This window comes from Aurantiacibacter sp. D1-12 (assembly GCF_028858515.1).
In the GTDB taxonomy this organism is placed as follows: domain Bacteria; phylum Pseudomonadota; class Alphaproteobacteria; order Sphingomonadales; family Sphingomonadaceae; genus Alteraurantiacibacter.
In genome coordinates, this window is record NZ_JAPJZJ010000003.1 from 434,376 (window position 1) to 459,836 (window position 25,461).

Here is a 25,461-nt window from a genome sequence, read left to right on the forward strand (position 1 = left end):
CATGAGCACATTCGCAATGCGCAAGACCGTTTCATTCCTTCGCCCTGCCGTGGTGGCGCTGTCTGCCGTGGCCCTTGCGAGCTGCAGCACGCTTGGCCTTGGCGGAGGTGGTGACGATCAGGACGAAACGCCGACGGTCGGCAATCGTGAGCCGATCCTGTCGCGCATCGCGACCGAGGTGGTTGCCGATCCCGCGCTGGCCAATGTGACGGTTGTAGTACCTCCGGCACAGACCAACGCGAGCTGGCCGCAGGCTGGTGGCAATGCCGCGAAGGTTGCAGGGCACGTAACGCTCTCGACAACGCCGAACCGCGTGTGGAGCGCGCAGATCGCTGGCACCACCAACACCCGCCGTCTCGCTTCGGCTCCGGTCGTTGCGGATGGAATGGTCTTCGTGGTGGATACGAGCGCAGTGGTACATGCGTTCGATGCCGATACCGGTGCCCGTCGCTGGCAGCACCGGATCGAAGTATCGGGCGATCTGGAAGACGCGACATTCGGCGGCGGCGCCGCTTACGATGGCGGACGGGTCTATGCCACCAATGGCGTGGGCGATGTTGTGGCGCTGGACGCCGCGACAGGCGCGCAGGTCTGGCGTGTGAAGCCGGGCGGTCCGCTACGCGGCGCGCCTACGGTTGCGTTCAACAACGTCTTTGTGATGACGCAGGACAACCAGATTTTCGCGCTCGAAGCCGATGATGGCGACGTCAGCTGGCAGCGTGCGGCGGCGATTGGCCAGTCGGGCGTTTTCGGCGTTGCAGCGCCGGCTGCGGGGCAGGGCACCGTGATCGCAGGTTTCTCCAGTGGTGAGCTGGTTGCCTATCGTTACGAGAACGGGCGCGAGCTGTGGTCTGACGCACTTGCGCGGACCTCTATCTCGACGCAGGTGGGCACTCTGACCGATGTCGATGCCGATCCGATCATCGATCAGGGCCGCGTCTACGCGCTTGGCCAGGGTGGCCGCATGGCGGCTTACGAGCTGATCACCGGGCAGCGCATCTGGGAACTCACGCTGGCGGGTATTTCCGCGCCGACAATCGTGGGTGAATGGGTTTTCACGCTGACAGACGACGCGCGCATTCTTGCGATCCAGCGCAACACGGGTCGCATTCGCTGGATGACCCAGCTGGACCAGTGGCGCGATGCCGAAGATCGCACGGGGCCGATTTTCTGGACCGGTCCGGTGCTTGCGAACAACCGCCTGTGGATCGCCAGCTCGCGCGGTTACATCAAATCGGTCGACGTGATGACCGGCGCGGTCGCGGATCATTCGCGGCTGGATGACGGCGTTTCGCTGCCTCCGGTAGTAGCGAACAATACGATGTACATCCTTGATGATAGCGGACGCATCACCGCTTTCCGCTAAGTCACTATAAACGAACGAATTTACCTTTTGGGCGCTGCCCGTGTCTTGGCGGGACAGCGGCGAAAGGCGTTACCCTGCCTTTAACCCTTGTGCGGTAATGGCAACGCCTATGAGCGAACGCGAATCTGCACAGTCGCAAACACCGGCACAGCTGCCGAAAAGCGACGTATCTCCGTGGGTGGGCCTTGTCGGCCTTCTCACCCTGCTGGCCTACATCCTGTTCGCGCGCAGTTTTCCGGAGATTTCCGCAGCGCTCGGTTATCCCAACGATCTTGGCCGCCTGTCCGGCCCGTACTCCGCTCTGTTGGCGATGGTGCTGACGGGCGGGGTGATGGCCGCCTATTCGGTCTTCGTCGAGAAAGTACATCGCAATCCGACGACCGGGATAGACTGGGACAACCGTCGCGCGGTTGGTGACATTGTCGACATTTCGATCACCAAACTCGCCGGCCTGTGGGCCACGTGGTTTATCATCGGTGGGCTCTATTGCCTTGGTCGCTGGTACTGGGACGGCCAGTATCTCTTTGCCATGCAGGTGCTTGGCGCGGCGATTGTTCCGCTGGTGGTACTGAGCGTGCCCTACGTCCTGTGGATCGACCGCGTGCTCGTCAATCCGCGCGATCATGCCTGGCACTTCGGGGCTATGCTCGTAGGGCGCGAGGCCTACGATATGGAGCAGGTAAAGAAGCACTGGCGCAGCTGGATCATCAAGGGTTTCTTCAGCGCCTTCATGATCTCCATCCTGCCCATCGGTTTCGCCACCGTGGTGGACACGCAGACGCAGGAGATCTGGAACAATCCGGTGCTACTGGGTGTGTTCCTCTTCGAAATACTGTTCGTGATCGACGTGCAGATCGGCACGGTCGGATACCTGCTCACCATGCGTCCGCTCGATGCACATATCCGTAGCGGCAACCCCTTCCTCGCCGGATGGATCGCGGCCTTTTTCTGCTATCCGCCGCTCGCCTGGGGCGTGCTTGGCAATATCATCAATTACGAAGTGAATACCGCAGACTGGGCATACTGGCTGGCGGACTATCCCGCACTGCTATGGCTCTGGGCCGGCTGGCTGGTCTTCCTTACCGGCGTCTATGCCTGGGCGACGGTCGCCTTTGGCATCCGCTTCTCCAACCTCACCTATCGCGGTGTGCTGACCAACGGTCCGTATCGTTACACGCGCCATCCGGCCTATGTGTCGAAGAACCTGTTCTGGTGGTGCGCGACGATGCCGTTCCTTGTCACCAGCGATTCACTGACCGATGCGATCCGCAACACCGCTTTCATCATGATTGTGAGCGCCATCTACTACTGGCGCGCGCGCACTGAAGAGGCGCACCTGCTCGCCGAGGATCCGAAGTACCGCGAGTACTACGACTGGATGCAGGAAAACGGCGTGATCACCTCGCGCCTTGCCAAGGCGCTGCACTGGGCGAACCCGCGTAAGGGTCAGGGCCGGATGGAGCCGCAACCCGCCGAGTAATTACAATCCTGCATTTCCGACAACGAAACAGGCCGCGGCCATCAGCGCGCCCGCCATGCGGTTCGAACGGAAGCGGTCGAGCGGATTGTCCGGACCGGACGTTTCCAGCGTCACCACCTGCCAGATCAGGTGCAAGGCCATCGGCATCAGCGCCAGCAGCGCGATCGCGTCACTACGCAGCAGCCAGAAGGCAAGCGCCCAGAGACCAAGTGCGAGCGCGTAGAACAGTCCCACACCGCTCTTCACCCGCCCGCCTAGCCGCAGGGCCGAGCTCTTGATGCCCACCAGTGCGTCATCCTCGCGGTCCTGCAGCGCGTAAATTGTATCGTATCCGATTGTCCAGAATACCGCGCCCGCATAGAGCGCGAACATAACGGCGAGATTGTCGTCGCGTAGCGCCATCCATCCTACCAGCGCCCCCCAGTTGAAGACGAGCCCCAGCCACGCCTGCGGCCACCAGGTGATGCGCTTCATGAAAGGATAGGCGGCGACCATTGCGAGGCTGCCAAGTGCTACCAGTTGCGCTTGCCATGCGAGTTGCAGCAGCACCACCAGCCCGACAAGGCACAGGCTCACCAGCCACACCCACGCGGAGCGCTTGCTCACCCGGCCGCTGGCAATCGGGCGAAGCGCAGTTCGCTCGACCTTCTTGTCCAGATCGGCATCGACGATATCGTTGTAGACGCAGCCTGCCGCGCGCATCGCAATCGCGCCGAGTAGCAGCCACGCGAGCAATGCCCACTGGAAACCAGCTCCCGTCAGCCACACGCCCCACACGCACGGCCAGAACAGCAACCACCAGCCGATGGGTCGATCAAACCGCCCGAGCAAAGCGTAGTCGCGAAACGGTTGCGGCAGCCGCTCGGCGAGCGATTTGTGCTGGCTGTCGGGGGTAATGGTTTCGGCGGTCATTCGGGGGCCCTACGGTAGCCATGCCAACAGAGCGCGAGCATGATGAGATTGCCGACAAAGTCGATGAACATGACCTCGTTCAGGACAGGCTCGACGAAATAGAACCAGTAGTTGAAAATGAAGAACGGAAGCAGGGCCAAGCCGTAAGCTGCGAACGTGCGCCGGGTGAATTTCGCGGTGAAGGCAACGAGCGCAAACAGGCAGGCCTGCGCACCGAAACAGCCCATCAAGAGACGCGGAAGCAGGTCGTTGCTGTGGTATTCCGGCGTAACGCCCAGGTCGATGACCGATTGCGGGAAGATCAGTGCCCATCCGCCCAGCACGGCGAAGACGGCTCCGATCAGATACTGTGTTGTTCGCGCCGACATCGCTGTCCTCCTTGGGCTTGCCTGTTAGCCGCACTTGGCCCTAGTGCCTAGCCATGCCCGCTACTCCTGCTTGGCCCCCACGATCCGCTCCGCGCCTGTTTGTCAGCGATCCCGTGTCCGAGGGCGTGCCCATCACGTTGGACGCGGAACAGGCGCATTATCTCAGCCGCGTGATGCGTGTGGGGGAGGGCGATGCAGTGATCGTCTGCGACAACATGACGGGCGAGTGGGCGACGCGCGTTACCGTGGCGGGCAAGCGCAATGTAATGCTGGAGCCGGTCGAGAAGCTGCGTGATCGCGAGGAGGTGCCTGACCTGTGGCTGTGCCCCGCATTGCTCAAGAAGGACCGCTTTGATCTGGTGCTGGAGAAGGCGACCGAGCTGGGCGTCGCGAGAATTTGCCCGGTGGTGACGCGCCGCTGCGTGGCAGACAAGCTCAACCATGACCGTGTAAGCCGGATCGTGACCGAGGCGGCGGAGCAATGCGCGCGCACGGCGCTTCCTGGTGTCGAGGAGCCGGTGAAGATCGAGGCGTTCCTGAAAGCCCTCCCCGCTGATCGCGCTCTTTTCTTCGCTGACGAACTTGGTGGCGAGCCTGCTGCTGAAGTCTTCAAGACGCGCGGAACGCCCGCAGCCATCCTGATCGGTCCCGAAGGCGGCTTCGACGATGCGGAGCGCGAAGCGATCCGCGCGCACCCCCGGGCGAAACCCATCACGCTCGGCCCGCGAATACTTCGGGGAGAGACCGCGGCCCTTGCTGCTGTCTCGCTTTGGATGGGGACCATGGGCGATTGGCAGTAGGCCAAGTGCAGGCGGGGTAAGCAAAATATTGCGTGGCGAATTGCGACCTATCCGCTAAGGCGCCAATCGCAAGCACGAGGAGAGCCGATGAGCACGCGCAAGGCATCTGACAGCAATGAACCGCGCATTGAAAGTCGTGACCAGCTGGTCGCACCTATGCAGGCGGGAGAGAAGCCCAAGAGCCGGTTCCGCATCGGCACCGAGCATGAGAAACTAGTCTACAAGACCGACGACCACCGTGCGCCGAGATATGACGAGCAGGGCGGCATCCGCGATCTCCTTCTGTCCATGCGCGAATTCGGATGGGAGCCTGTTGAAGAGGCAGGGCCAAGCGGCAAGGTGGATGTTATTGCCATGTCGGGCGATGATGGCACCATCAGCCTCGAACCTGCCGGTCAGCTCGAATTGTCGGGCGCGCCACTCGAAGCGCTGCACCAGACCTGCGCCGAAACCGGTCGTCACCTGACACAGGTCAAAAGCGTGAGCGATGAATTCGGCGTCGGTTTCCTCGGCCTCGGCATGTGGCCGGACAAGACGCGCGAAGAGCTGCCGATGATGCCCAAGCAGCGCTATCAGATCATGCGCAAGCATATGCCGACGGTCGGAAACCTCGGTTTGGACATGATGCTGCGCACGTGTACCATTCAGGTTAATTTGGACTATAGTTCAGAGGCGGATATGGCAAAAAAATTCCGCACGGGACTTGCGCTGCAGCCGCTTGCCACTGCGCTTTTCGCCAATTCTCCGTTTACGGAGGGCAAGCCCAACGGCTTCCTCTCCTATCGCAGCCATATCTGGTCGGACACCGATCCGCACCGCACCGGCATGCTGCCCTTCGTGTTTGAAGACGGCTTCGGGTACGAACGCTATGTCGACTACATGCTCGATGTGCCGATGTATTTCGTCTTCCGCGATGGCAAGTATCTCGACGCAGCCGGGCTCAGCTTCCGCGACTTCCTCAAGGGCGAACTCCCCATCTTGCCGGGCGAGTTGCCGACGGAAAGCGACTGGTGGGATCACCTTTCAACCGCCTTCCCTGAAGTACGCCTCAAAAGCTTCCTCGAAATGCGCGGGGCTGATGGCGGTCCGTGGAACCGCATCTGCGCGCTGCCCGCTTTGTGGGTTGGTCTGCTGTACGATGATACTGCGCTCGATGCCGCGTGGGATCTGGTCAAGGATTGGTCGATGGAAGAGCGAGAGGCGCTTCGCAATGCCGTGCCTGCGCAGGCGCTTGGCGCGCCCATTCCCGGCGGCGGTACCTTGCGCGATCTGGCGGGCGACGTGCTCGACATCGCCCACGCCGGCCTTGTCGCGCGCGGCCGCCTCAACTCGATGGGCGACAATGAAACCGGCTTCCTCGGACCGCTGCGGCAGATTGTCGAAAGCGGAAAAGTCCCCGCCGAAGTCCTGCTCGACAAGTACCATGGCGAGTGGGGCGGGGACATCAAGCGGATCTACGAAGAGAGCTTCTGAGGATACTCATTTCGTCACCCAAACGTGGCAAATGTCGCGCCCGCGTAGTCAATTGTCGCAATTTGTATCAGATTGATAAGGCAACAAAATTTGACAGATTTTGTTCAGGTTTGTCGCACAAGAGTCACTTCCAAGGAAATCTTTAGGGAGTGAATTGATGGCACCGGGATTTGGTACGAAGGCATTCCTGAGCACTGCCGCGGTCTTGACATTGGGAGCATGCGGTGGGGGTGAGAGCGGCACCACTCCAACAGGCGTGACAATGACTGTAACGCCAACCCCTACTCCTACCCCAACGCCAACTTCCCCGAGTACTGCCGAACTCAACGCGATTGTGCAGGCAACGCTGACGGTCGATCTCGAGAACCTCGACAACTATGCAGCGCCCACACTGCCCGCCTATTATGACCAGGCTGTCGACGTGATCGACAACACCCCGGGCAATGATCCGGTTAACGATGCTGTCGCCACTGTGGGACGCGTGCTGTTCTATGACGTCGCGCTGAGTGTGAATGACACCACGAGTTGTGCGAGCTGCCACCAACAGGGCTTCGGCTTCGATGATGACGGGCAATTCAGCGAGGGATTCGCCGGTGGCGAATTCACTGACGCTCACGCCATGCGCATTGGCAATATCCGCTACTATGAGCCCGGAGAGATGTTCTGGGATCGGCGCGCTGCCACGGTGGAGGATCAAGCCACACAGCCGATCCTCAACCCCATAGAGATGGGGTGGGAAAACAATGGTGGCCTGACCTCACTCGTCACAAAGCTGGAAGGGTTAGACTATTACGCGGCCTTGTTCCGCTTTGCGTTTGGAGATGAAGAAATCACCGTGGCGCGCATCGAGCGGTCACTCGCGCATTTCCAGCGCGCCATTATCTCATCCGATAGCCGTTGGGATCGCGCCTACGCGCAGGTGTTCGGCCCGGGCGCACCCAATCGCGCGCTTGATCAGGCGCTGCCGGGTTTCTCGGCTTCGGAGAACCGCGGGCGGCAACTGTTCATGGACGGGCCGGGGCAGGGCGGCGCTGGATGTGCAGCATGCCATCGTCCGCCAACCTTCGCGCTTGCGGCCAATAGCCGGAGCAATGGGCTCGATGCGGGTGAGACGATTGTGTTCAAGTCGCCATCACTCAAAAATGTCGGTAGCTCGCGGTTCTTCATGCACGATGGACGCTTCGACAGTCTGCTAGAGGTGATCGAGCACTATGACGCAGGAGTGCAGGACGGGCCGGCGCTCGACAACCGTTTGCGTACGCCGGGTGGCCAGCCCCGCCGTCTCAACCTGTCAGCTAGCGACCGGCAAGCCCTGGTTGATTTCCTGCTGACGCTTGATGATGAGACGCTCGCTGCCGACAGCCGGTTTGCCAGTCCGTTTCGATGAGAGATCGCGATGAACGAACAGTGGTTCGCGCAGGATAATCTCATTCATAGCTGACCACCTCGAACTCAATTCCATCCCAGTCGAAGAAGTAGAATGTGCGCGGGCCGGGTTCGTATTTGCCGTGGCTGAACGGTTCGAGACCGTGGCGCTTCACCACAGCTTCGGCCGCGTCGAGATCACTCACCTGCAGGCCCACGTGGTTCATCGGCTTGCCCTTCTTCTGGCCCGAGTAGTCTTCACCGTCAGACCACAGCGCGAGATAGTCCTCGTCCGATCCGACATGAGCAAATTCGCCACCCCAGCCATGCTTTTCACGGATGCGCAGGTGCCACCCCAGCAGGTCTTCAAACAGGGCGATCGAGCGGTCAAGATCGCTCACAGTAAGGTTCACATGCTCGATGCGGGCTGTATTTTGTGATTGCAGCATTGGTTCAAGTCCTTTCCATAAATCATTGTTTTTATGTCGATTCAAGGGCATCGAAAAATGCATTGCCGAATCGAGACTTGCCTCTTGTGCAACCTCAAGTTAAGTTGAGGTCAAGCTTTTGTTGAAAGTTTTTCGGTAACGAGGAATGCCATGCACGCGAGCTTCATCACAATCGGGCAACTGGCCAAGCGCACAGGCGTCGCGGTGTCCGCGCTGCGGTTCTATGAAGAGAAGGGCCTGCTCGATCCGATCCGTACGGGCGGCAACCAGCGGCGCTTTCTGCGCGGGGATATCCGCCGGGTGAGCTTCATCCTGATCGCGCAAAAGCTCGGCCTGGGCCTTGCCGAGATCGAGGACCACCTCGCCGCATTACCGCAAGGCCGCAACCCGACTCTCGCCGACTGGCAAAAGATCAGCCGCCAGATGCGTGTCCAGATCGACGAGAAGATCAAATTGCTCAATCGTACCCGCAACCAGCTCGACCAGTGCATCGGCTGCGGCTGCCTGAGTCTCGAGAAATGCCGCCTGTACAACAAGGATGACAAGTTAGGGTTGAAAGGACCGGGGCCAAGGGCGGTTTTGGATTGATTTGCCCCGTCATGCTGAACTTGTTTCAGCATCCATTGGTGACCCATGGGCAAAGGTGAGTGGCTGTGGAATGGATCCTGAAACAAGTTCAGGATGACAGTTGTGCCTTTTTGAACCCTAATCGTCCACGAGTTCGATTGAGATCACCTCGCTTACCACGATCTCGCGTTGAGACATGCCCATATGTCCGTGCGATCCCCTTATCGAGGTAATCCGGCCCAAGAACTCGATTTCATAAATTCCATCAGAGCTTGAGTCGTATGCAAATCCGTTTGGAAAGATATCATCCTGTTCGGCACCAGACGCAAAGCTCAACCAAACCGTATCTGTCGCTTCTTCAGCCTCGTCAGGGTAACATGCCATACCGTCTGGGCCGCAGAAGACAGAATATTCAAACTCTGCGATCCAAAGCCCCTTCCATCGTCGCTGTTCGCTCATCTCGAAGCAGCGTCCAGTATCATTCGGGTAGGCTTCAATTCCCTCGTACCTCACGATATTGAGGCACTCTTCTGTCATCCCAGGTAACGTTTCGCGGAGCAATGCCATATCTTCGTCGGACATGACGGGCTCTGGAGAATTGCACGCCGGTAGCAGCAGAGCCACGGCAAGGGCGATAGGACGGAGACCCATACTTCTACTCCGCCGCCATCGCTTCGGCCTCACCCAGATCCACGCTCACCAGTCGCGAAATGCCCTTTTCGACCATCGTAACACCGAACAGGCGGTGCATGCGGCTCATGGTGACGGCGTTGTGGGTCACGATGAGGTAGCGCGTGTTGGTTTCGCTCACCATGGAGTCGAGCAGGTCGCAGAAACGTTCGATATTGGCGTCGTCCAGCGGTGCGTCGACCTCGTCCAGTACGCAGATTGGTGCCGGATTGGTTAGAAAAAGCGCAAAAATAAGTGCTGTTGCGGTTAGCGCCTGTTCGCCGCCTGACAGCAGACTCAAGCTCTGTAGGCGCTTGCCTGGCGGCTGGGCGTAAATTTCGAGACCGGCTTCGAGCGGATCGTCACTATCGATCATCGCGAGGTGGGCTTGTCCGCCTTCGAACAAACGGCTGAAGAGCACACGGAAGTGCCCGTCGACTTCTTCGAATGCAGCGCGGAGGCGCTCGCGGCCCTCGCGGTTGAGGTTGCCGATCGAGTAGCGCAGGCGATTAACGGCTTCGGCCAACTCTTCCTGCTCGGCTGCATTGGCGCCGTGTTCTTCTTCGATCTTCCCGAGTTCTTCGGCGGCAACCAGGTTGACCGGACCGATGCGCTCGCGGCTTGCAACCAGACGGTCCATCTCGTCGCTTTCGAGGCCCGAATTCTTGACCTCCTCCTCGTCGAATTCGAACTTGCCCGCCAGCAGCGCAGGCGGCGACTGGAACCGTTCGCCAGAGATGCGCGCCATTTCCTCCCGGCGCTGTTCTTCGTTCTCTGCGCGGGCGGTCAGAGTTGCACGGTGTTCGCGCGTGGCGGACAGTGCCTCGTTGAGATCGGCGAGAGCGGAATCGGCTTCGCGCGCCTCTGCCTCGGCACTGCGAACAGCTGTTTCGGCCTTGGTCAGCTCTTCGGTTAGCCGCGCGCGCACGCTTTCGCCGCTTTCGATCTCGCGCATCAGGCCTTCGGGCTTGGCGGCGATAACCGCGCGTTCCTCGGCGATCTCCTCGAACCGCGCGGCCATTCCGGCGAGGCGGCTCGCGGCATCGCCCGCGCGTGCCTGCCAGCCATTGATATCGGCGCGCTGGGCGGCAACGCGCTCGCGCAGCACGGCCAGCGCCTGATCGTGCGCAGCGAGACCGGCATTGGCCGCCTGCAGGCTCTCGCGCGTGGCTTCGTTCTTGGCCTTGGCTGCATTGAGCGAGGCGCGGCCCGCTTCGGGATCGGGAAGGTCGGAGAGCTTGGCCTTGGCCGCCTCCAGCTCTGCCTCGGCGACCTTACGCTGCTCGGCAATCTCGCCTGTCGATGCCTCAATCTGCTCGAGCCGAGAGGCCATCTGTGCCACCGCGGCCTCGGCCTGATCGACTGTGCGCAGGGCTTTGCGTTCGTTCTCCGATGCTTCGGCAATCGAGCGATCCTTCTCGATCAGCGCCTGCTGCAACGCTGCATAGTCTTCCTGCCGCTGGTTGGACTTGGCTTCCGCCTCTGCCAGCTTTTCGCGCAGCGCCGGGAGCTGCGCCTCCAGCTCGGCAAAACGGTTATCCGCTTCCAGCCGCGCCGCTTCCGCGCCGCCTTCACCTCGTGCAACAAAGCCGTCCCAGCGCCGTAGTGCGCCATCCTTTGTGACGAGCCAGTGGCCCGGATCCAGATCGCGGCCATCGTCGCTGTCCGCCACGTGCACCAGCGCCATGCGCGCGGCCAATTCGTCGGGACAATTCTCGATATGCTGTGCGAGCGAATTCGCCACAGGGGAGGGGGCATTGCGGCCCGTCCAGTAGCGGCCATCGCCCTCGGGGCTGCCGATGGGAGACTTGGCGTCGCGGCCTAGCACGGCGGCAAGAGCGCGCTCGTATCCGGGCGCCGCACGCACCGCATCGTTGGCGAGCTTGCGGCCCGAGCGGTTCGATTTCTGCTTCTCGCGCGCCTGCCTGTCCCGTTCCAGCGCGGTGTACTCGCGCTCGATCCCGGCCAATTCGGCCTTCGCGGCGGAGTAGGCCTCGCGCGCATCCTCGCGCGCCTGTGCCACGGCTTCCTTGCGTTCGCGGTCGTCCGCGGTTTCACTGCGCAGCAGCTCGAGCAGGGCAGTGGCCTTACTCGCTGCTTCCTGTGCCTCGGCCAATTCCTCCGCCGGATCACGCGCGCCGGTCAGTGCTTCGCGCTGCTGGGCTAGCCGCGCGGCGTCGTTGTCGAGTCGATCGAGCCGCGCTTGCGCCTGGGCAATCTCCGCTTCTGCCACCCGCCACTCGGCTTCGACCCCGGCATGATCCGCTGTCGCATTGGCGAGCGCGAGTTCGGCGGCACGGCCGGCCCGCTCGGCATCCTCGACCTTGGCGGCGAGGGCGGGGCGATCCGCCTCGTCCTTTTCCAGCGATGCCTCACCCGCGGAAAGCGCGCTTTCGAGATCCTTCAGCGCCTTGGCGGCATCGCGCGTCATGCGGTCGGCATCGACCTTGTCCTCTTCCAAGCGCTCTTTCTGGCGGTCGAGGTCTTTCAGGCGTTGCTCTGCCGCTTCCAACTGGCTTGAGAGGGCCGCCATGCGGTGTCCGTGAGCGCTGGCATCATCGCGGCGGTCGGCGAGCTCGTCACGCAGTTCGGCAAGCTTGCCCGCCAGTTCGTGCTGCGCCTTTTGCGCGGCCTTGGCGGCCTGCTGAGCGCCTGCGACCTTCTCATCCGCAATCTTGGCTTCATTGCGCGCGGCCTCGGCAGCCGCAGCCGCATCGCGCCAGCGGGCGAAGAGCAGCCGGGCCTCTGCCACGCGAATCTGGTCGGACAGCTTCTTGTAGCGTTCGGCCTGCTTGGCCTGCCGCCGCAGCGAAGAAATCTGCGAGTCCAGCCCCGCCATCAGGTCCTCGAGCCGCTCGAGGTTCTTCTCGGTCGAGCGCAGCTTGCTCTCGGCATCGCGGCGGCGCACGTGCAGGCCAGCGATCCCCGCCGCCTCTTCCAGCATCATGCGGCGCTCGGTGGGCTTGGCGGCGATCACCTGCGCGATCTTGCCCTGGCTCACCAGAGCCGGAGAATGCGCACCCGTGGCGGCATCGGCGAACAGCAGCGAGACGTCTTTCGCACGAACATCGCTGCCGTTCAGGCGATAGGCGCTGCCCGCACCACGCTCGATACGGCGGGTAACGTCCATGTCTTCGCCATGATCATCTACCGCGTGGAGCACGACTTCGGCGAAATCGCGCGGCGGGCGGCCTGCGGTTCCGGCAAAGATGACATCTTCCATCCCGCCCGAACGCATGGACTTGGGCGAGTTTTCACCCATCACCCAGCGGATGGCTTCCAGCAGGTTCGATTTTCCGCAGCCGTTGGGGCCGACAACGCCTGTCAGCCCCGGCTCAATACGCAGCTCGGACGGTTCAACGAAGCTCTTGAAGCCGCTCAGGCGAAGCTTGCGGAACTCCATGCCTCGCCCGCCCCGCTCTTACTCTTCCCGAGCGCCCGCGCGGCGCAGGATCGGCTCGAGGTCCAGCCAGCTGACGCCATCGACCTTGCTGCCGTTGACGTAGAAGGACGGTGTGCCGGTGGCGCCCATTTCGTTGGCAATGGCATTGGTCGCATTGCTGAAATTGAGCACGGCATCGTAATCGGAAAGGCACGATGCGGCCTGATCGCGGCTGATGCCCCGCGCAGCGAAGAAGTCGAGCAAGCCCGATTCCTGCGCCACATAGACCCATTGCTGTTCCTGCGGCAGGCTGGCGCTGGCACCCAGATCAGCCGACTGGACGCCCTGCATCACCGTTTCGAAATTCAGCCATACCTGATCGGCCAGCGGGTGGAATGCTTCCGGTGCGGTGCAACGCGTGATCGCGCTGATCACCGTGTCGACGCCATTGCGATCGAGGTTACGCAGCTCGTAGGAGACGAGGCCGGTGCTGACATAATCCTGCTTGAGCGGTTCAGACCCTTCCATCGTGAAGCGGGCGCAAGTGCCGCAGGTGAAAGAGCCGTATTCGATCAGCTTGATCGGCGCATCGGGATTGCCCAACACGTACCCGTACTCTTCGGTTTGTGTCACCACATCGAGCCAGCTACCACCTTCGGGCGCGGCGATGGGATCGAGGGCTTCTCCTTCGGCGATCTCACCGTCAGCAGCGCCACCGCTGCAAGCGGAGATGGCCAGCGCGAGCGGCGCGGCGAAGAGAGCGAGAGTGATACGGCGTGAAGCGTTCATAGTAAGAATCTTTCCGTCATCAGGCGAACCCCGAAGGTAGACAGGTGATAGGGAGCACGAAAAGCGCCCGGGGTCCGGAATCGGCGCTTTTGCACAGGGTTTTCCCCTTATTCGAAGTCTTCTGGTGCAGATTCACGTGCAGACATGAACACCTGGCTCAATTGTGGCCAGCTGTGCACGCCTTCCAGCAGTGTGCCATTGAGCACAAAACTGGGTGTTCCGGTAACGCCGAACTCGGCAGCATTGCCGGCAGATGCGGCGACGAGGGCGTCTGCACGCGCCTCGTCAGACAGGCAGCGATCAAGCTCGCTGATCGAGTAACCGCGCGGTTCCATCATCTCATAGAAGTCGAGGTCCGAGGCGATGGCACGCATCCGTTCGGAAACGCGGCCCGAGTTCCAGCGTGCCTGCTGGCCCGGCGTGAGAGCCTGTGCGCGGGCGATCCAGTTGGGCTGTTCGTGCAGCATGACGCGGTGGTTGGCGAAGAAGTTCTCCTCCGGCCCGCACTCGGTGACGAGCGCGGCTGCGACATCGGCGATATTGCGGATCAGGTGCCGCACTTCGACCGCCGCATAGCCTTCATGCACGTAGAAATAGCGCAGCTCGGCTTCGCTATCCCGCTCGAAATGGGCGCAGTGCGGACAGGTGTAGCTGACGAATTCGATCAATTGCAGCGGAGCATCGGGGTTGCCGACGCGGTGCCCCTGCGCGGTCTGTTCAACCTCTGCGTTCCAATGCTGCGCGGCAGCGGGCGCTGCGGGCAGAGTGCTGGCTGCAAGCAAAAGGCCGGCGAGTGCGGCTCGTTTCATTTACTCTCATCCTCCTTGTTCGCCACAGACTGGGCGAGCGATTCCAAAACGGCGCGCAATTCGGGATCGCCGATATCGCGCAGGCCTTCACCAAGGTCCATCGGGATGGGCTTCAATGAAGGCGGAGCCTTGCGGCCCTCTCCAGCACTCGGCGGCTTAACCGCACCTTGCCGGATCTTTACCTTGGCCACAGCCTTGTAGCCGAAAAAGCGGTTCACGCGCTCGATAATCTCGGGAATCACATGCTGGATCAGCGGCGCGTGGGCGGGCAGGACGACCAGTTGCATGATCCCGTCAGACTTTTCGCCCGGCGGGAAACGAATGCTTTCGGGTGCGCAGACCTTGGCATGGTGCGGACCGACGATTTCGGGCCAGCGGGTGACGACGCTTGATTGTACGAAGCCGAAGCGGCGGAATGCGGCGCGGCCAATCTGTGGTACAAGATCCGCCACCTGCTTGGCAGGCCCGCCGCGCGGGCGCTGATACGGGCGCGCCTTGCGACCCTTCGCCTTGCTGCCCTTGGCGCCGGGTTGGGGGCTCTTCCCCGATTTCGGTGGGTCATCACGTTCCATGAGGTCCGCGTCCATGCCATAGGCGCGGCGTGACTGCTACCATCTCTTCGCGCCTTTTGGACTGGTATAACGATCACGCCCGGCATCTTCCGTGGCGCGCGCCTCCCGGTGAGCCGCGTCCAGATCCCTACCGCGTGTGGCTGTCCGAGGTCATGCTGCAGCAGACAACCGTGGCGGCTGTCACTCCCTACTTCGCGAAGTTCACCAAGACATGGCCCACGGTGGAGGCATTGGCGGCGGCTCCTGAAGAGGACGTGATGGCGGCATGGGCGGGGCTGGGATACTACTCGCGCGCGCGCAATCTGGTGAAGTGCGCACGCGCTGTTTCTGAAATGGGGGGCTTTCCACAGACCGAGGCAGAGCTGAAAAAACTGCCTGGGTTGGGTGATTATACCGCCGCTGCTGTTACGGCGATTGCCTTTGGTGAGCGGGCGGTAGTGGTCGATGCCAATGTCGAGCGAGTGGTTGCCCGGCTGTTCGCCATCGAAGAGCCATTGCCCGGCGCGCGCAAGGCCATCCGCGTCAAAGCCGATGGTATCACGCCTGACGAGCGCTCAGGAGACTTCGCGCAGGCGATGATGGACCTTGGGGCGACGATCTGCACGGCGCGCGATGCCAAGTGCCTGCTCTGTCCGCTGCGGGACCCATGCGAGGCGCGAAAGACAGGCGATCCGTTGCGACTGCCGGTGAAGGCGGCGAAAAAGCCTAAGCCAAGCCGGACAGGCACGGCATTCTGGATTGAGAAAGATGGCGCAGTATGGCTCGTCCAGCGCCCCGGCAAAGGGATGCTCGGCGGAATGCGTGCCTTGCCGGATGATGGCTGGTCCGCGCGGAAGAATGGCAATGAGGACGCTCCCGTATCGGGTGCGTGGAAAGCGGTGGGCGTTGTCCGCCACTCCTTCACCCACTTCGACCTTGAACTGGGCGTTGCGGTCCATGCGGGGAATGCGTCTGCTCCGTCAGGTGAGGGGGATTGGTGGCCGGTCAGTCAGATCGAGGATGCCGGGCTGCCAACCTTGTTTGCCAAGGCTGCAAGACTGGTGCTGGCGGCCCGATGAGCCACTCCTTCCCGGGAAGGTGCTATTTACTGTCTGGAGTATCGCGCAGCGCCTCGATCTCGCGCGCAGTCCGCTCGGCTGGGTCGGTGGCGATAGTTTCGAGCACGCCAACCCGATCTTGCAGAACTTTCATCAGTTCGCGCAATTCGCTGGCTTCGGCTTCAACGCTAGACAGTGTCTTGACGGGCTTGGCGCCGGTATCCGTGAAGAATTCGATGAATCCGCAAGCGCTGCAGCGGTGTGACGATACTTCACTGGATGGTGGGCCCATGCCAAGACCGGTCGCCAGCGTTCGCCACAGGCTCCTCTCACCGTCGATCCATTTGACGCGCCCGCCCGTATCCGGACTGTAAACATAGCCCGGCGTCATCTGGCCGTTGCATTTGGGACATTGTGCCATGTGCTCTCCTAAAGCAGTCCGCCGCCCAGCATCAGGCGCACGACAGCGATCAAGCCGACAACGAAACAGAAGTTGCGCCCGCTATTGCTGCTGGAAATCTGTCCGATCAGAATTCCCACCGCGATAAATGGTAGGGCAATCCAGTTGGCGATACCAAGGCCGGGAATCAGGCCGGGGATGACGAGGACCAGCGACAGCAGCCCGAGCAGAAAAGAGATGATATTGAACATGTGTTCTATATAGGCAATACACCAAAGTTCTACAAGGTTGCTGCCTGAAATTTGCCTGCTACACCCCCCTGTTATACTGGCGCGAAGCGACAAGAGTGAGAGACCCCCCAATGCTCGAAAATGTGATGTCCACCCCGTTCTCCCGCCGCGATGCCTTGCGTTCGGGGGCTCTGCTTGGTGCGGGAGCGGTTGCAGGCACCTTGCCGCTCGGCTCTGCCGCCTTCGCGCAAAGCGCCGATGTCCGCGCGCGTTGGCCGCAAGTGGCGGCGATGGTTGATCGCTATGTGCGTGGAGGACAGATTTCCGGCATGGTCACCGCGATGGGCCTTGGCGCGGCAGAGCCTGACGTGATCGCGGCAGGAAATCGCATGTTTTCCGAGGCAAGTGCGGTCAACGCCGATACCATCTACCGCATCTATTCGATGACCAAGCCGGTAACCGGCATGGCGGCGATGATCTGCATGGATGAAGGCCTGCTGGAGCTCGACCAGCCGCTGCATGAAGTGCTTCCCGCCTTCCGCAACATGCAGGTGCAGAAGCAGTATGACGGTGCGATCACTCCGGGCAATCTGGAACCTGCGGAGCGTGACATCACCATGCGTCACCTGCTCACGCACACGGCAGGGTTTGGCTATTCGATCGTGCAGAGCGGGCCGATCCGTGATGCCTATATGCGCGAAGGGATTAACCCGGCGCGGGTGAGTAATCTGCCCCTCGCGCGCGACCTGCTGGGTGGAAACATCGCGCCTAGCCTGGAAGCCTTTGCAGACCGCCTTGCAGACCTGCCGCTGGTGAGCCAGCCGGGCCGCCGCTGGCTCTATTCGGTCAGTCTCGACCTGATGGGCCGCGTGATCGAGGTGGTGAGCGGGGAGAGCTTTGAACAATTCCTGCAGAGCCGCATCTTCGACCCTGTCGGCATGCCCGATACCGGCTTCCGCGTTCCGCGTGAAAAGGCCAACCGTCTGGCGGCGAACTACTTCCTGCTTGGCGGCATGCCCGTGCCGCTCGATCTGCCGGGTAGTTCGGTCTATCTCGAACGGCCCGAATTCGCCTTTGGCGGGGCGGGGCTGGTTTCGACTGCACGCGACTATGACCGCTTCCTGCAGATGGTCGGCGGCCTGGGTGAAATCGACGGACGGCAGGTGATCAGCGAGGCTGCGGTGCGTCTCGGCACCTCCAACCTGTTCCCCGACACGCTGGTGCCGGGCGGCGGCTTTGTCGGCAACGGTACAGAACACGGATTTGGCGCAGGCGGCATGGTGGGGGCAGGTGCCGCGCAGGGCCTGTTCGGCTGGTTCGGTGCTGCCGGAACCGCGGGTCTGGTCAACATGGATTACAGCCTGCGCATGACCATGATGACGCAGTATATGCCGCAGGAAAGCCTCTCTCTGCCAACCGAATTTCCGCGTGCTGTCAGTCGTGACGCCGTGGCCATGTTCGCCAACTGATGGGTGATTTTACGCCCGCACTGACCGGCCACGGTATCGACCGTGACGATCATACCCGCGCGGACCCCGCACGGCTGGCACGGATGAAGGGCCGTGACGATGCCCAACTGATGCGGCTGGACGGGTTGATGCCGCTGATCGAAACGGGCGCACTTACCTATGCGCCTTTTGCCGAAACCCCGCAGGATTGCGAAACCGTGTATCTCGGCTTGAAGGACGGAGCGCCTACCTTCGTGCCCGTGCCCGGCGTAGGCGATGCACGGCAGGCGCTGGAACAGCGTGCCAATCGCGCGGTGATCATGCAGCTGGGCCCGCGTGATCTGGCGATCTATGCCGGCGCGCGCAGCATCGTCGACTGGCACGCACGCCACCGTTTTTGCGCCAATTGCGGGGCCCCCACGACGATTGCCAAAGGCGGCTGGCAGCGCGATTGCAGCAAGGATGCCGGCGGCTGCGGCGTCATGCATTTCCCGCGCACAGATCCGGTCGCCATCATGCTGGTGGAGCACAATGGCGACCTGCTGCTAGGGCGTGGCCATGGTTGGCTGGAGCGTAACTATTCCGCACTCGCCGGCTTTCTCGAACCGGGCGAAAGTCTTGAAGAAGGCGTATCGCGTGAAGTGTTCGAAGAAGCAGGCGTGACGGTGAGCAATGTCAGCTACGTCGCCAGCCAGCCCTGGCCTTTCCCTTCGCAATTGATGATCGGTTGCCACGGCTTTGCGAGTGGTCGCGAACTCGTCATCGACACAACAGAGATGGAAGACGTGCGCTGGTTCACCCGCGAAGAGGTGGCAGAGGCCATGGCGAACGCGCCCGACGGAAAGGCCTTCCGCGCGCCGCCCAAAGAGGCGATTGCGCACACGCTGCTCGCTTGGTGGCTGGCGCAAGGAGGACAGGACTGATGCTGAAGTTTGCGCCACTTGCGGTTATCGCAGCTGCGCTGCTCTGCAATCCCGCACAGGCCCAGCGTGTCGATCTCGATGAGGTTGAATTGCGCGCGCAGGCGGGCGTTCCGGTGGAAGTCGTGATCAACGACCAGCCGGTGCAGATCCTGATCGCGCCCGATGCGGTTTCCGCCGTTTCGATGAACGGTGACGCGGCAGAGCGGCTCGGGTTTGAACCGAGCATGGTCGGATTTGTCTATGTGATTGGCCCTGAGCGACTGCGGTTCAGCACCGATACCGTCCGCTATCATATGCAAGGCGGGACTTTCCGTCGCCGGACCGCCTATAGCGAGCGACAGATTGTCGAGGGCGCTGACGGTGTGGTGGGTCCGGGCCATTTCCCGCAGGAGCGCGTGGTGCTGACCCTGCGCGAACCGACGGAACGTGATCGCGCCATCACCTATCCGCTGGAACGCATGGGCCGGACACTCGCTGGAACGCTGATCGAGGCGGGCGGGGTGCCGATCTATGTCGCTTTCAGTTTCGACCGTCCGGAGACTCTGGTGTCGGCCACTGGCGGGCGCATCCTTGCAGATGATTATCGCGGATATTTTGATGGCGAGGCACGCTTTATGCCGGTGCTTTACGGCGTTGACCGTCCAGTCCGTCGGCTCACCCTGCGTGATCCGCTGATGCTGGGAGAGTTGGAAGTGCGCAATATCGCCGTGCGCGTCAGCGATCACGGCAGTTCGGAAGGCATTGACGAGGAAGCACCGGAGGAAGGCGATCCGGACGAAATCGTGGTCACTGCCAATACCGGCGACATCCCACGCCAGCGCATGTATGTCGGCATGGACACGATCGGCCACTGCGCCAGCATCACCTATGATTTTGACGAGGAAGTGCTGACCCTGATGTGCCCGGATCAGCCGCCCGCGGGGAGCGTGCCTATCCCGTCAGATGAGCCCGAGGCGTTGTAGCTTCCCTGCGAGCTTGCCCGGGATTACGCCGCCCACATCCTCGCCGTCCATTAGATCGCGCGGTGGTTCACCTTTCAAATAACGCCAGCCTTGATGCGCACGCTTGGGGCGAGGCATGACTTTGACCAATTCCGGCTCCAGCTCAATCCGCCAGCGACCGGTGTCGGTCTGCGAGAAGCCGGTGATGGTCGAGCGGGCAACGATGTTGTGTTCGAATATCCAGAACAGCGATCCGCCGATGCATTGCTCCCACTTGGTCGGGCGATAGCGCGTGGTCAGATGGGGGCTGCGGCGATTGGCGTACCACTCCTCGATATCGGCAAAGCTCTTTGCGCCGAAAGCGATCTTGGTGAGGTGGAGTGGCATGGGGAGGAGATAGTGGCTCCGGCAGAATGCTCAAGCAGTGCTTACGCCTGTACTACAGACTCACCAGCCCGCTTGCGACCGCCAGGCCAAGGAAGGCGAAGAAGCCCATCGAGTCGGTGATCATCGTCACGAATACAGAGGATGCGACGGCCGGGTCCTGATCGAGGCGGTCAAAGGCAACGGGCACCAGTACACCCGCCATCCCGCTTATGATGATGTTGATGATCATCGCTGCCGCAATCACGGCACCGAGTTCGGGTGTGAAGATCAGTGCGGTGGCAATGCCGATCAGCACTGCAATCGTCGCCCCGTTCATCAGCGCGACCTTGAGTTCTCGCAAGACGAGCCGCTTGGTGTTGGAACGGGTCAGCTGGTTCATCGCAATAGCGCGGACGGTGACGGCCATTGTCTGTGTACCCGCATTGCCGCCGATGGAAGCCACGATCGGCATCAGCACGGCAAGGGCGACGAGCTTCTCGATAGCGCCGCCGAAGAAGGCGATGATCGCGCTAGCAACCACTGCGGTGCCGAGGTTGGCGATCAGCCAGCGCACACGCGCCGAATAGGCATCGCGCAGCGGCTCGTTGATGTCACCGTCACCGGCACCCGACATCAGCATGACGTCCTCGTCCGCTTCTTCCTGGATGATATGAACGATGTCATCGACCGTCAGCTGGCCGACTAGCCTGCCATTCTCGTCCACCACGGCGGCAGAGATGAGCGCGTACTTCTGGAACCGCAGTGCGACCTCTTCCTGGTCCATGTCGACCGGGATCAGCGTCTGGTCGCGCTTCATCACATCGGACAGCGCGATGTCGCGTGGGGTTCGCAGGATCCAGCTCAGCTCGATAGAGCCGATAGGGTGGAAGCGGTGATCGACGACGAAGACTTCCCAGAACTCGGTCGGCAAGTGGTCATCGCGGCGCAGGTAATCGATCAGATCGCCCACGGTCATGCTTTCGGGCACGGCCACCAGCTCGCGCTGCATCAGGCGGCCGGCGGTCTCTTCCGGATAGGCGAGCGCGGCTTCAATCGCGGTACGGTCTTCGGCCTCGACTTCGGCCAGAATGGCGCGTTGGTCGGGCGGATCGAGGTCTTCGATCAGTTGGACGGCGTCATCGGTATCGAGCTGTTCGACGATATCGGCGACGGCTTCCGGCGCCAGCGCCTCGACCATGTCTTCACGCACGAAGTCGTTGAGCTCGGCGATCACTTCGCTGCTCATCAGGTCAGTGATGGCGGCGGCGAGGTGCCCGCGGTCCTCGCGGTCGATCAGCTCGAACAGGTCGGCAATGTCGGCGGGGTGCAGCGGTTCGACGAGTTCGTAGGTGCTCTCGTCATTGTCATCGCGCAGCGAATAGGAAACGAGCCGAACGAATTCGGGCTTCAGCCGGTTCTCCTCGTCAAACTGCTCGCCTTCGCCCTGGATGGGCGTTTCGAGGTCAGCATCCTGGAGATCGGTCTCGGCCATGTGCGACGGTGTATTGCCCTGTGTGGCAAAAGCAAGCGCGGCGGGGTGACTTTGCGCGGATCATCCCTATACCGAGCGGCAAGCCACCCAATGGCATAACAAGGAGATACCCCCAATGGCCGACGAAAAGCTCACCTTCACCCTCGATACCGGCGATGGCGAGGGCAAGGACGTTGTCATCAAGCTGCGCCGCGATCTGGCACCCAATCACGTTGAACGCATCACCGAGCTGGCCAAGGAAGGCTTCTACGATGGCGTGGTGTTCCACCGCGTGATCTCGGGCTTCATGGCGCAGGGCGGTGACCCGACCGGCACCGGCATGAGCGGATCAGATAAGCCCAATCTCCGCCAAGAATTCAGCGATGCGAAGCACGTGCGCGGCACCTGCTCGATGGCGCGCACGATGGACCCGGACAGCGCCAATTCGCAGTTCTTCATCTGCTTCGATGATGCCGGCTTCCTTGATCGCCAGTACACCGTGTGGGGCGAAGTCGAGAGCGGCATGGACCACATCGACGCGCTTCCCAAGGGTGAGCCGCCTGCAAACCCGGGCAAGATCATGAAGGCCACTGTCGCCTGATGCGAGCGGGCGCGCTTGCGTCCGCACTGTGTGCAGCCGCCTTGCTGGGCGGCTGCACGACCAGCACCGCAATAGATCGGGGCGGTGCTAACCCGGTTGCCGGCTGGAATGCGGGCACACGTGCACTTGCAGCAAACAGCTGGCTCTACGCACAGCTGGCAATTAACGCATACGAGGATCACGAGGCGTTCATCCTGCCCGGCGATGTGGTGCAGCGCACCCCGACCCTGGGCAATGACGATATCGGCTATGCCTATGTCATCTTTGACCGTTTTGACGGAGACGAGCTGGTTGAAACCATTATCGCCTATCGCGGTACAGAGCCGGGCTTTGATGATTTCGTCCTCGGAAGCGTTCTCGGCGGCCACCATGATCGCGGTCTTGCAACTGCAATGGCTGTTTATGAGCAAATGCAAGCGCCGCAGTACGCGCAGACAAGCCTTAGCCTGACCGGCCATTCGCTTGGCGGCGGCGTTGCAATGGAAGTCTCCGAACAACCGCTCGGGGAAGATGGTGAAGGGCGTGCGCGTATCGTCGCATTCAACAGCGCGCCGCGCTTTGGCGCGCTTGACAGCGAAACCGATCGGCTGAGTATTGTCGAACGCGGAGACTGGCTAGGCTTCCTGCGCCAGTTCGGCAATAGACCTTCAGAAGCCTATTCGCTCGATTGTCAGCCCGGTTTCTCTCCGGGTCGCGATCACTCGATGCGCGATCTTGCGGAATGTCTGACCTGGATCGCCGCCTATGATGATCCCGAGGCCGGCCTTTCGCTTGCCCAAAATCCGCTGATCGGCAGGCCCGTGAGCCAGACGAGTCCGGAAAGGCCTCGGGTGCCGGCCGAAATAGGCGATGGGGTGCCGATCAACCCCCACTCGAACGATGAGGATATCGCCTATCGTCTGCGGCAACGTCTGACCGCTTCCCCAGTCCTGTTTCCTTGGTACCGAAGCCGGGTGGGCTGGCGCGTTCATGTGGACCGTTTGGAAGGAGATGGCAGGCTCAGCGCCTACTGGGTGCTGAACGGCGTAGAACAGAGCCGGATCGTGCTCACTTGTGAGGAGCCGAGCTCAATCGAGTCCTGCATCGATCTGATTGTTTCGGGTGGAGAAGCGATGGTGGTTGACTTCTACAGCCGCCCGGAACGCTAAAGTCCAGCCTGCACGATCCAGTCATGGAAGATGCGGACGGGTCGCGCCTCCAGATCTGCTGGACGACACATAAACCAATAGGAATAAGGGCTTGCCACGCTTTGATCATAAAGTGGCGCAAGCCGCGGATCGTTGTTACGGGCCAGATGGTCATCGTGCATAATGGCAATGCCAATGCGCTGTGCAGCGGCTTCCAGAATCAGCTGGCCTGAATCGTAATGGTCGATGGCGGAAGGCTGCATGCCTTCGATGCCGAGCCCTGCTTTCCATGCTTCGAAGCTTTGCGGCATGTCGGTGTGGACGAGGAAAGTTTGCTTGGCGAGTTCGGTCTCGTCAGGTTTATCGCTCAGCGCGTCTACCAGATCGCGATTGGCGATGGCGTGGATCGTGTTCTGGTCCAGCTGCACGCTGTACATGCCCGGATCGGGCTGCGTCGTGAGTGCAATGGCGGCGTCCAGCGTGTCGCCGACACGGTCGATCAGATGCGGTCCGGTGTCGATATCGAGATGCAGACGCGGATGACGTTCGCGCAGTTCGCCGAGCCTTGGAAAAAGTCGCTGGGTTCCGAACAGCGGCATAACCCCAAGGCGCAGGCGCATGAGTTGCAGATTCTCGCTCTGCGATTCTACCGCAGCCGCCAGCGCTTCCAGTTGCGGAGCCACCGCATCGTAAAAGCCGCGCCCTTCATCTGTCAGCCGCATGGTCTGGCCGGAACGTGAAAACAGCTTGCGCCCGGTGAACTCTTCCAGATTGGTAATCCGGCGGGAAAGGGCAGACGGGCTCAACCCCAGTTCGTTCGCCGCCGAGCGCGCCGAACCCAGTCTGACCGTGCGGATGAAGGCTTCAAGAGCACGCAGGGGCGGAAGGCGACGCATGCCGCTTTGTCACCCGAAGCGGAGCAGCTGTCGAGAGCTAATGTTGCGTTTCGTGCAATTATTCGACCGAATGCAACAGCCTAGGCGGCGTCTTCGTCGTCCGTATCCTCTGCCGGGGCGTGCAGGCGTAGGCGTGTCACATGCGTTTCGTCGCCTGCGGTGACTTCCACTTTCCAGCCCGACGGGTGATCGAGCACCGTTCCGGGCTGCGGCACTTCTTCGGCAAGCACGAAGGCGAGGCCGCCGAGTGTGTCCACGGCTTCCTCGATTTCAGCCAGCTGTGCATCGCCAACCTTTTCGGCCACATCGTCCAGCTCTGCGCGGGCGTCCGCATCCCAGATGCCAGGCGCGATTTCGACGAGCTGCTCGATGGGCGCCTCGTCATGCTCGTCCTCAATCTCGCCGACGATTTCTTCGACCAGATCCTCAATCGTGATGATCCCGTCTGTGCCGGAGAATTCATCGACCACGATGGCAAGGTGGGTGCGGCGTGCACGCATGTCGGCAAGCACATCCAGAGCGCCGCGCGCCTGCGGCACGTATAAGGGCTGACGCATCAGCGAAGACCAGTCTTCCGGCGGCGTCTTGCCGCTGACGATGAAGGCGAACACATCCTTGATGTGCATCATACCGATTACATCATCGAGCTGGTCGCGATAGACGGGCATCCGCGAAATGCCGTGTTCGGCAAAGGCGGCAACCATGTCGTCCCAGCTGGCATTCACATCGACCGCGATGATCTCGCTGCGCGGGATTGCAACATCGTCGGCATCGTGATCGCTGAAATGCAGGAGGTTGCGCAGCATGGTGACTTCCACCGCAGAAAGGTCGCCTTTCTCCGGTTCCTCGCCGCCATTGCGCGAAGCTTCGTCCTCATGCTCGTCGATCTTTTCCTCGATCTGCGCGCGCAGAGAGGGTTCGGCATCGTCTTCAAAAAGTCCACGGATTGCGTTCCACAATCCGCCGCTACTGTCTCCGTCTCCCGCAGGAGAACTGTCGGTCTTGTCAGAATCGGGCATT

26 protein-coding genes are annotated in these 25,461 nt (G+C 61.5%); 12 read left to right on the forward strand and 14 right to left on the reverse strand.

Annotation, left to right across the window (positions count from 1 at the left end; translation table 11 throughout):
- The first annotated feature begins 1 nt into the window (after window position 1).
- Window positions 2-1,366 carry an outer membrane protein assembly factor BamB family protein gene (locus tag OOZ52_RS09100; RefSeq protein ID WP_274698194.1) on the forward strand — a complete coding sequence of 455 codons (1,365 nt, stop codon included), beginning with the start codon at window positions 2-4 and terminating at the stop codon, window positions 1,364-1,366.
- Between the two features lie 109 nt (window positions 1,367-1,475).
- Window positions 1,476-2,846 (forward strand): methyltransferase family protein, encoded by a 1,371-nt coding sequence (locus tag OOZ52_RS09105; protein WP_274698195.1) that lies wholly within the window; start codon window positions 1,476-1,478, stop codon window positions 2,844-2,846.
- Here the strand turns inward: OOZ52_RS09105 and ubiA are convergent, their stop codons facing one another.
- Together ubiA and OOZ52_RS09115 are read right to left on the reverse strand one after the other, a co-directional pair.
- Window positions 2,847-3,758 carry a 4-hydroxybenzoate octaprenyltransferase gene (gene ubiA, locus OOZ52_RS09110; protein ID WP_274698196.1) on the reverse strand — a complete coding sequence of 304 codons (912 nt, stop codon included), beginning with the start codon at window positions 3,756-3,758 and terminating at the stop codon, window positions 2,847-2,849. It lies immediately after the preceding gene.
- Window positions 3,755-4,126: a hypothetical protein gene (locus tag OOZ52_RS09115; RefSeq protein WP_274698197.1), complete on the reverse strand. Its 372-nt coding sequence runs from the start codon at window positions 4,124-4,126 to the stop codon at window positions 3,755-3,757. Before OOZ52_RS09115 ends, ubiA begins: the two co-directional genes overlap by 4 nt.
- A 53-nt stretch (window positions 4,127-4,179) precedes the next feature.
- Between OOZ52_RS09115 and OOZ52_RS09120 the strand changes: the two genes are divergently transcribed.
- The 3 genes from OOZ52_RS09120 (at window position 4,180) to OOZ52_RS09130 (ending at window position 7,786) form a co-directional block, all read left to right on the forward strand.
- The gene (locus tag OOZ52_RS09120; protein WP_274698198.1) at window positions 4,180-4,926 is read left to right on the forward strand and encodes a 16S rRNA (uracil(1498)-N(3))-methyltransferase; all 747 of its coding nucleotides are present in this window, start codon (window positions 4,180-4,182) and stop codon (window positions 4,924-4,926) included.
- 87 nt (window positions 4,927-5,013) lie between these two features.
- Window positions 5,014-6,399: a glutamate--cysteine ligase gene (locus OOZ52_RS09125; protein ID WP_274698199.1), complete on the forward strand. Its 1,386-nt coding sequence runs from the start codon at window positions 5,014-5,016 to the stop codon at window positions 6,397-6,399.
- Window positions 6,400-6,661: 262 nt separating this feature from the next.
- Complete coding sequence (locus OOZ52_RS09130; protein WP_274698200.1) at window positions 6,662-7,786, forward strand: cytochrome-c peroxidase; 1,125 nt, start codon at window positions 6,662-6,664, stop codon at window positions 7,784-7,786.
- A 40-nt stretch (window positions 7,787-7,826) separates the two neighbouring features.
- Here OOZ52_RS09130 and OOZ52_RS09135 read toward each other — a convergent pair whose 3' ends face one another.
- Window positions 7,827-8,213, reverse strand: coding sequence for a VOC family protein (locus tag OOZ52_RS09135; protein WP_274698201.1), 387 nt, complete (start codon window positions 8,211-8,213; stop codon window positions 7,827-7,829).
- Between the two features lie 150 nt (window positions 8,214-8,363).
- On the opposite strand from OOZ52_RS09135, the gene soxR reads away from it, so the two are divergent.
- Window positions 8,364-8,801 (forward strand): redox-sensitive transcriptional activator SoxR, encoded by a 438-nt coding sequence (gene soxR, locus OOZ52_RS09140; protein WP_274698202.1) that lies wholly within the window; start codon window positions 8,364-8,366, stop codon window positions 8,799-8,801.
- A gap of 117 nt (window positions 8,802-8,918) precedes the next feature.
- Here soxR and OOZ52_RS09145 read toward each other — a convergent pair whose 3' ends face one another.
- The 5 genes from OOZ52_RS09145 to OOZ52_RS09165 form a co-directional block, all read right to left on the reverse strand.
- On the reverse strand, window positions 8,919-9,362 hold the full coding sequence (locus OOZ52_RS09145) for a hypothetical protein (protein ID WP_274698203.1): 444 nt from the start codon (window positions 9,360-9,362) through the stop codon (window positions 8,919-8,921).
- A 73-nt stretch (window positions 9,363-9,435) separates the two neighbouring features.
- Entirely contained in the window at window positions 9,436-12,852 is a 3,417-nt protein-coding gene (locus OOZ52_RS09150) for an AAA family ATPase (RefSeq protein WP_274698204.1), read from the reverse strand.
- 18 nt (window positions 12,853-12,870) lie between these two features.
- Window positions 12,871-13,620: a thioredoxin domain-containing protein gene (locus OOZ52_RS09155; RefSeq protein WP_274698205.1), complete on the reverse strand. Its 750-nt coding sequence runs from the start codon at window positions 13,618-13,620 to the stop codon at window positions 12,871-12,873.
- Between the two features lie 107 nt (window positions 13,621-13,727).
- Entirely contained in the window at window positions 13,728-14,429 is a 702-nt protein-coding gene (locus OOZ52_RS09160) for a DsbA family protein (protein ID WP_274698206.1), read from the reverse strand.
- Window positions 14,426-15,001 carry a DUF721 domain-containing protein gene (locus OOZ52_RS09165; RefSeq protein WP_274698207.1) on the reverse strand — a complete coding sequence of 192 codons (576 nt, stop codon included), beginning with the start codon at window positions 14,999-15,001 and terminating at the stop codon, window positions 14,426-14,428. The genes OOZ52_RS09160 and OOZ52_RS09165 overlap by 4 nt, the downstream gene beginning before the upstream one ends.
- A gap of 29 nt (window positions 15,002-15,030) precedes the next feature.
- On the opposite strand from OOZ52_RS09165, the gene mutY reads away from it, so the two are divergent.
- Window positions 15,031-16,059, forward strand: coding sequence for an A/G-specific adenine glycosylase (mutY, locus tag OOZ52_RS09170; protein WP_274698208.1), 1,029 nt, complete (start codon window positions 15,031-15,033; stop codon window positions 16,057-16,059).
- A 22-nt stretch (window positions 16,060-16,081) separates the two neighbouring features.
- Here mutY and OOZ52_RS09175 read toward each other — a convergent pair whose 3' ends face one another.
- Together OOZ52_RS09175 and OOZ52_RS09180 are read right to left on the reverse strand one after the other, a co-directional pair.
- On the reverse strand, window positions 16,082-16,459 hold the full coding sequence (locus OOZ52_RS09175; protein WP_274698209.1) for a PF20097 family protein: 378 nt from the start codon (window positions 16,457-16,459) through the stop codon (window positions 16,082-16,084).
- Between the two features lie 8 nt (window positions 16,460-16,467).
- Entirely contained in the window at window positions 16,468-16,689 is a 222-nt protein-coding gene (locus tag OOZ52_RS09180; RefSeq protein WP_274698210.1) for a hypothetical protein, read from the reverse strand.
- 95 nt (window positions 16,690-16,784) lie between these two features.
- Here OOZ52_RS09180 and OOZ52_RS09185 point away from each other — a divergent pair, with 95 nt between their 5' ends.
- From OOZ52_RS09185 to OOZ52_RS09195, 3 genes are read left to right on the forward strand one after another with little or no spacing between them, the layout of a single operon-like run.
- Window positions 16,785-18,137, forward strand: coding sequence for a serine hydrolase domain-containing protein (locus tag OOZ52_RS09185; RefSeq protein WP_274698211.1), 1,353 nt, complete (start codon window positions 16,785-16,787; stop codon window positions 18,135-18,137).
- On the forward strand, window positions 18,137-19,039 hold the full coding sequence (nudC, locus tag OOZ52_RS09190) for an NAD(+) diphosphatase (RefSeq protein WP_274698212.1): 903 nt from the start codon (window positions 18,137-18,139) through the stop codon (window positions 19,037-19,039). The genes OOZ52_RS09185 and nudC overlap by 1 nt, the downstream gene beginning before the upstream one ends.
- Entirely contained in the window at window positions 19,039-20,001 is a 963-nt protein-coding gene (locus OOZ52_RS09195) for a hypothetical protein (RefSeq protein ID WP_274698213.1), read from the forward strand. The genes nudC and OOZ52_RS09195 overlap by 1 nt, the downstream gene beginning before the upstream one ends.
- Here OOZ52_RS09195 and OOZ52_RS09200 read toward each other — a convergent pair.
- Together OOZ52_RS09200 and mgtE are read right to left on the reverse strand one after the other, a co-directional pair.
- Window positions 19,978-20,367: a DUF1489 family protein gene (locus tag OOZ52_RS09200; protein ID WP_274698214.1), complete on the reverse strand. Its 390-nt coding sequence runs from the start codon at window positions 20,365-20,367 to the stop codon at window positions 19,978-19,980. The two genes, OOZ52_RS09195 and OOZ52_RS09200, sit on opposite strands and share 24 nt — an antisense overlap.
- 52 nt (window positions 20,368-20,419) lie before the next feature.
- Window positions 20,420-21,838: a magnesium transporter gene (gene mgtE, locus OOZ52_RS09205; RefSeq protein ID WP_274698215.1), complete on the reverse strand. Its 1,419-nt coding sequence runs from the start codon at window positions 21,836-21,838 to the stop codon at window positions 20,420-20,422.
- A 115-nt stretch (window positions 21,839-21,953) separates the two neighbouring features.
- Between mgtE and OOZ52_RS09210 the strand changes: the two genes are divergently transcribed.
- Both OOZ52_RS09210 and OOZ52_RS09215 read left to right on the forward strand, forming a co-directional pair.
- A complete protein-coding gene (locus OOZ52_RS09210) occupies window positions 21,954-22,418 on the forward strand; it encodes a peptidylprolyl isomerase (RefSeq protein ID WP_274698216.1) in 465 nt (154 codons plus the stop codon).
- A complete protein-coding gene (locus tag OOZ52_RS09215) occupies window positions 22,418-23,566 on the forward strand; it encodes a hypothetical protein (protein WP_274698217.1) in 1,149 nt (382 codons plus the stop codon). Before OOZ52_RS09210 ends, OOZ52_RS09215 begins: the two co-directional genes overlap by 1 nt.
- Here the strand turns inward: OOZ52_RS09215 and OOZ52_RS09220 are convergent.
- Complete coding sequence (locus tag OOZ52_RS09220) at window positions 23,563-24,441, reverse strand: LysR substrate-binding domain-containing protein (RefSeq protein WP_274698218.1); 879 nt, start codon at window positions 24,439-24,441, stop codon at window positions 23,563-23,565. The genes OOZ52_RS09215 and OOZ52_RS09220 overlap by 4 nt on opposite strands.
- Window positions 24,442-24,521: 80 nt before the next feature.
- Window positions 24,522-25,460 (reverse strand): hemolysin family protein, encoded by a 939-nt coding sequence (locus tag OOZ52_RS09225; protein WP_274698219.1) that lies wholly within the window; start codon window positions 25,458-25,460, stop codon window positions 24,522-24,524.
- Window position 25,461 lies beyond the last annotated feature (1 nt).

What these genes read in the sequence shown, in the direction of transcription:
- OOZ52_RS09100 (WP_274698194.1), top strand. Translation starts at nt 2, where the DNA reads ATGAGCACATTCGCAATGCGCAAGACCGTTTCATTCCTTCGCCCTGCC.
- OOZ52_RS09105 (WP_274698195.1), top strand. Translation starts at nt 1,476, where the DNA reads ATGAGCGAACGCGAATCTGCACAGTCGCAAACACCGGCACAGCTGCCG.
- ubiA (WP_274698196.1), bottom strand. Translation starts at nt 3,758, where the DNA reads ATGACCGCCGAAACCATTACCCCCGACAGCCAGCACAAATCGCTCGCC.
- OOZ52_RS09115 (WP_274698197.1), bottom strand. Translation starts at nt 4,126, where the DNA reads ATGTCGGCGCGAACAACACAGTATCTGATCGGAGCCGTCTTCGCCGTG.
- OOZ52_RS09120 (WP_274698198.1), top strand. Translation starts at nt 4,180, where the DNA reads ATGCCCGCTACTCCTGCTTGGCCCCCACGATCCGCTCCGCGCCTGTTT.
- OOZ52_RS09125 (WP_274698199.1), top strand. Translation starts at nt 5,014, where the DNA reads ATGAGCACGCGCAAGGCATCTGACAGCAATGAACCGCGCATTGAAAGT.
- OOZ52_RS09130 (WP_274698200.1), top strand. Translation starts at nt 6,662, where the DNA reads ATGACTGTAACGCCAACCCCTACTCCTACCCCAACGCCAACTTCCCCG.
- OOZ52_RS09135 (WP_274698201.1), bottom strand. Translation starts at nt 8,213, where the DNA reads ATGCTGCAATCACAAAATACAGCCCGCATCGAGCATGTGAACCTTACT.
- soxR (WP_274698202.1), top strand. Translation starts at nt 8,364, where the DNA reads ATGCACGCGAGCTTCATCACAATCGGGCAACTGGCCAAGCGCACAGGC.
- OOZ52_RS09145 (WP_274698203.1), bottom strand. Translation starts at nt 9,362, where the DNA reads ATGTCCGACGAAGATATGGCATTGCTCCGCGAAACGTTACCTGGGATG.
- OOZ52_RS09150 (WP_274698204.1), bottom strand. Translation starts at nt 12,852, where the DNA reads ATGGAGTTCCGCAAGCTTCGCCTGAGCGGCTTCAAGAGCTTCGTTGAA.
- OOZ52_RS09155 (WP_274698205.1), bottom strand. Translation starts at nt 13,620, where the DNA reads ATGAACGCTTCACGCCGTATCACTCTCGCTCTCTTCGCCGCGCCGCTC.
- OOZ52_RS09160 (WP_274698206.1), bottom strand. Translation starts at nt 14,429, where the DNA reads ATGAAACGAGCCGCACTCGCCGGCCTTTTGCTTGCAGCCAGCACTCTG.
- OOZ52_RS09165 (WP_274698207.1), bottom strand. Translation starts at nt 15,001, where the DNA reads ATGGAACGTGATGACCCACCGAAATCGGGGAAGAGCCCCCAACCCGGC.
- OOZ52_RS09175 (WP_274698209.1), bottom strand. Translation starts at nt 16,459, where the DNA reads ATGGCACAATGTCCCAAATGCAACGGCCAGATGACGCCGGGCTATGTT.
- OOZ52_RS09180 (WP_274698210.1), bottom strand. Translation starts at nt 16,689, where the DNA reads ATGTTCAATATCATCTCTTTTCTGCTCGGGCTGCTGTCGCTGGTCCTC.
- nudC (WP_274698212.1), top strand. Translation starts at nt 18,137, where the DNA reads ATGGGTGATTTTACGCCCGCACTGACCGGCCACGGTATCGACCGTGAC.
- OOZ52_RS09195 (WP_274698213.1), top strand. Translation starts at nt 19,039, where the DNA reads ATGCTGAAGTTTGCGCCACTTGCGGTTATCGCAGCTGCGCTGCTCTGC.
- OOZ52_RS09200 (WP_274698214.1), bottom strand. Translation starts at nt 20,367, where the DNA reads ATGCCACTCCACCTCACCAAGATCGCTTTCGGCGCAAAGAGCTTTGCC.
- mgtE (WP_274698215.1), bottom strand. Translation starts at nt 21,838, where the DNA reads ATGGCCGAGACCGATCTCCAGGATGCTGACCTCGAAACGCCCATCCAG.
- OOZ52_RS09210 (WP_274698216.1), top strand. Translation starts at nt 21,954, where the DNA reads ATGGCCGACGAAAAGCTCACCTTCACCCTCGATACCGGCGATGGCGAG.
- OOZ52_RS09215 (WP_274698217.1), top strand. Translation starts at nt 22,418, where the DNA reads ATGCGAGCGGGCGCGCTTGCGTCCGCACTGTGTGCAGCCGCCTTGCTG.
- OOZ52_RS09220 (WP_274698218.1), bottom strand. Translation starts at nt 24,441, where the DNA reads ATGCGTCGCCTTCCGCCCCTGCGTGCTCTTGAAGCCTTCATCCGCACG.
- OOZ52_RS09225 (WP_274698219.1), bottom strand. Translation starts at nt 25,460, where the DNA reads ATGCCCGATTCTGACAAGACCGACAGTTCTCCTGCGGGAGACGGAGAC.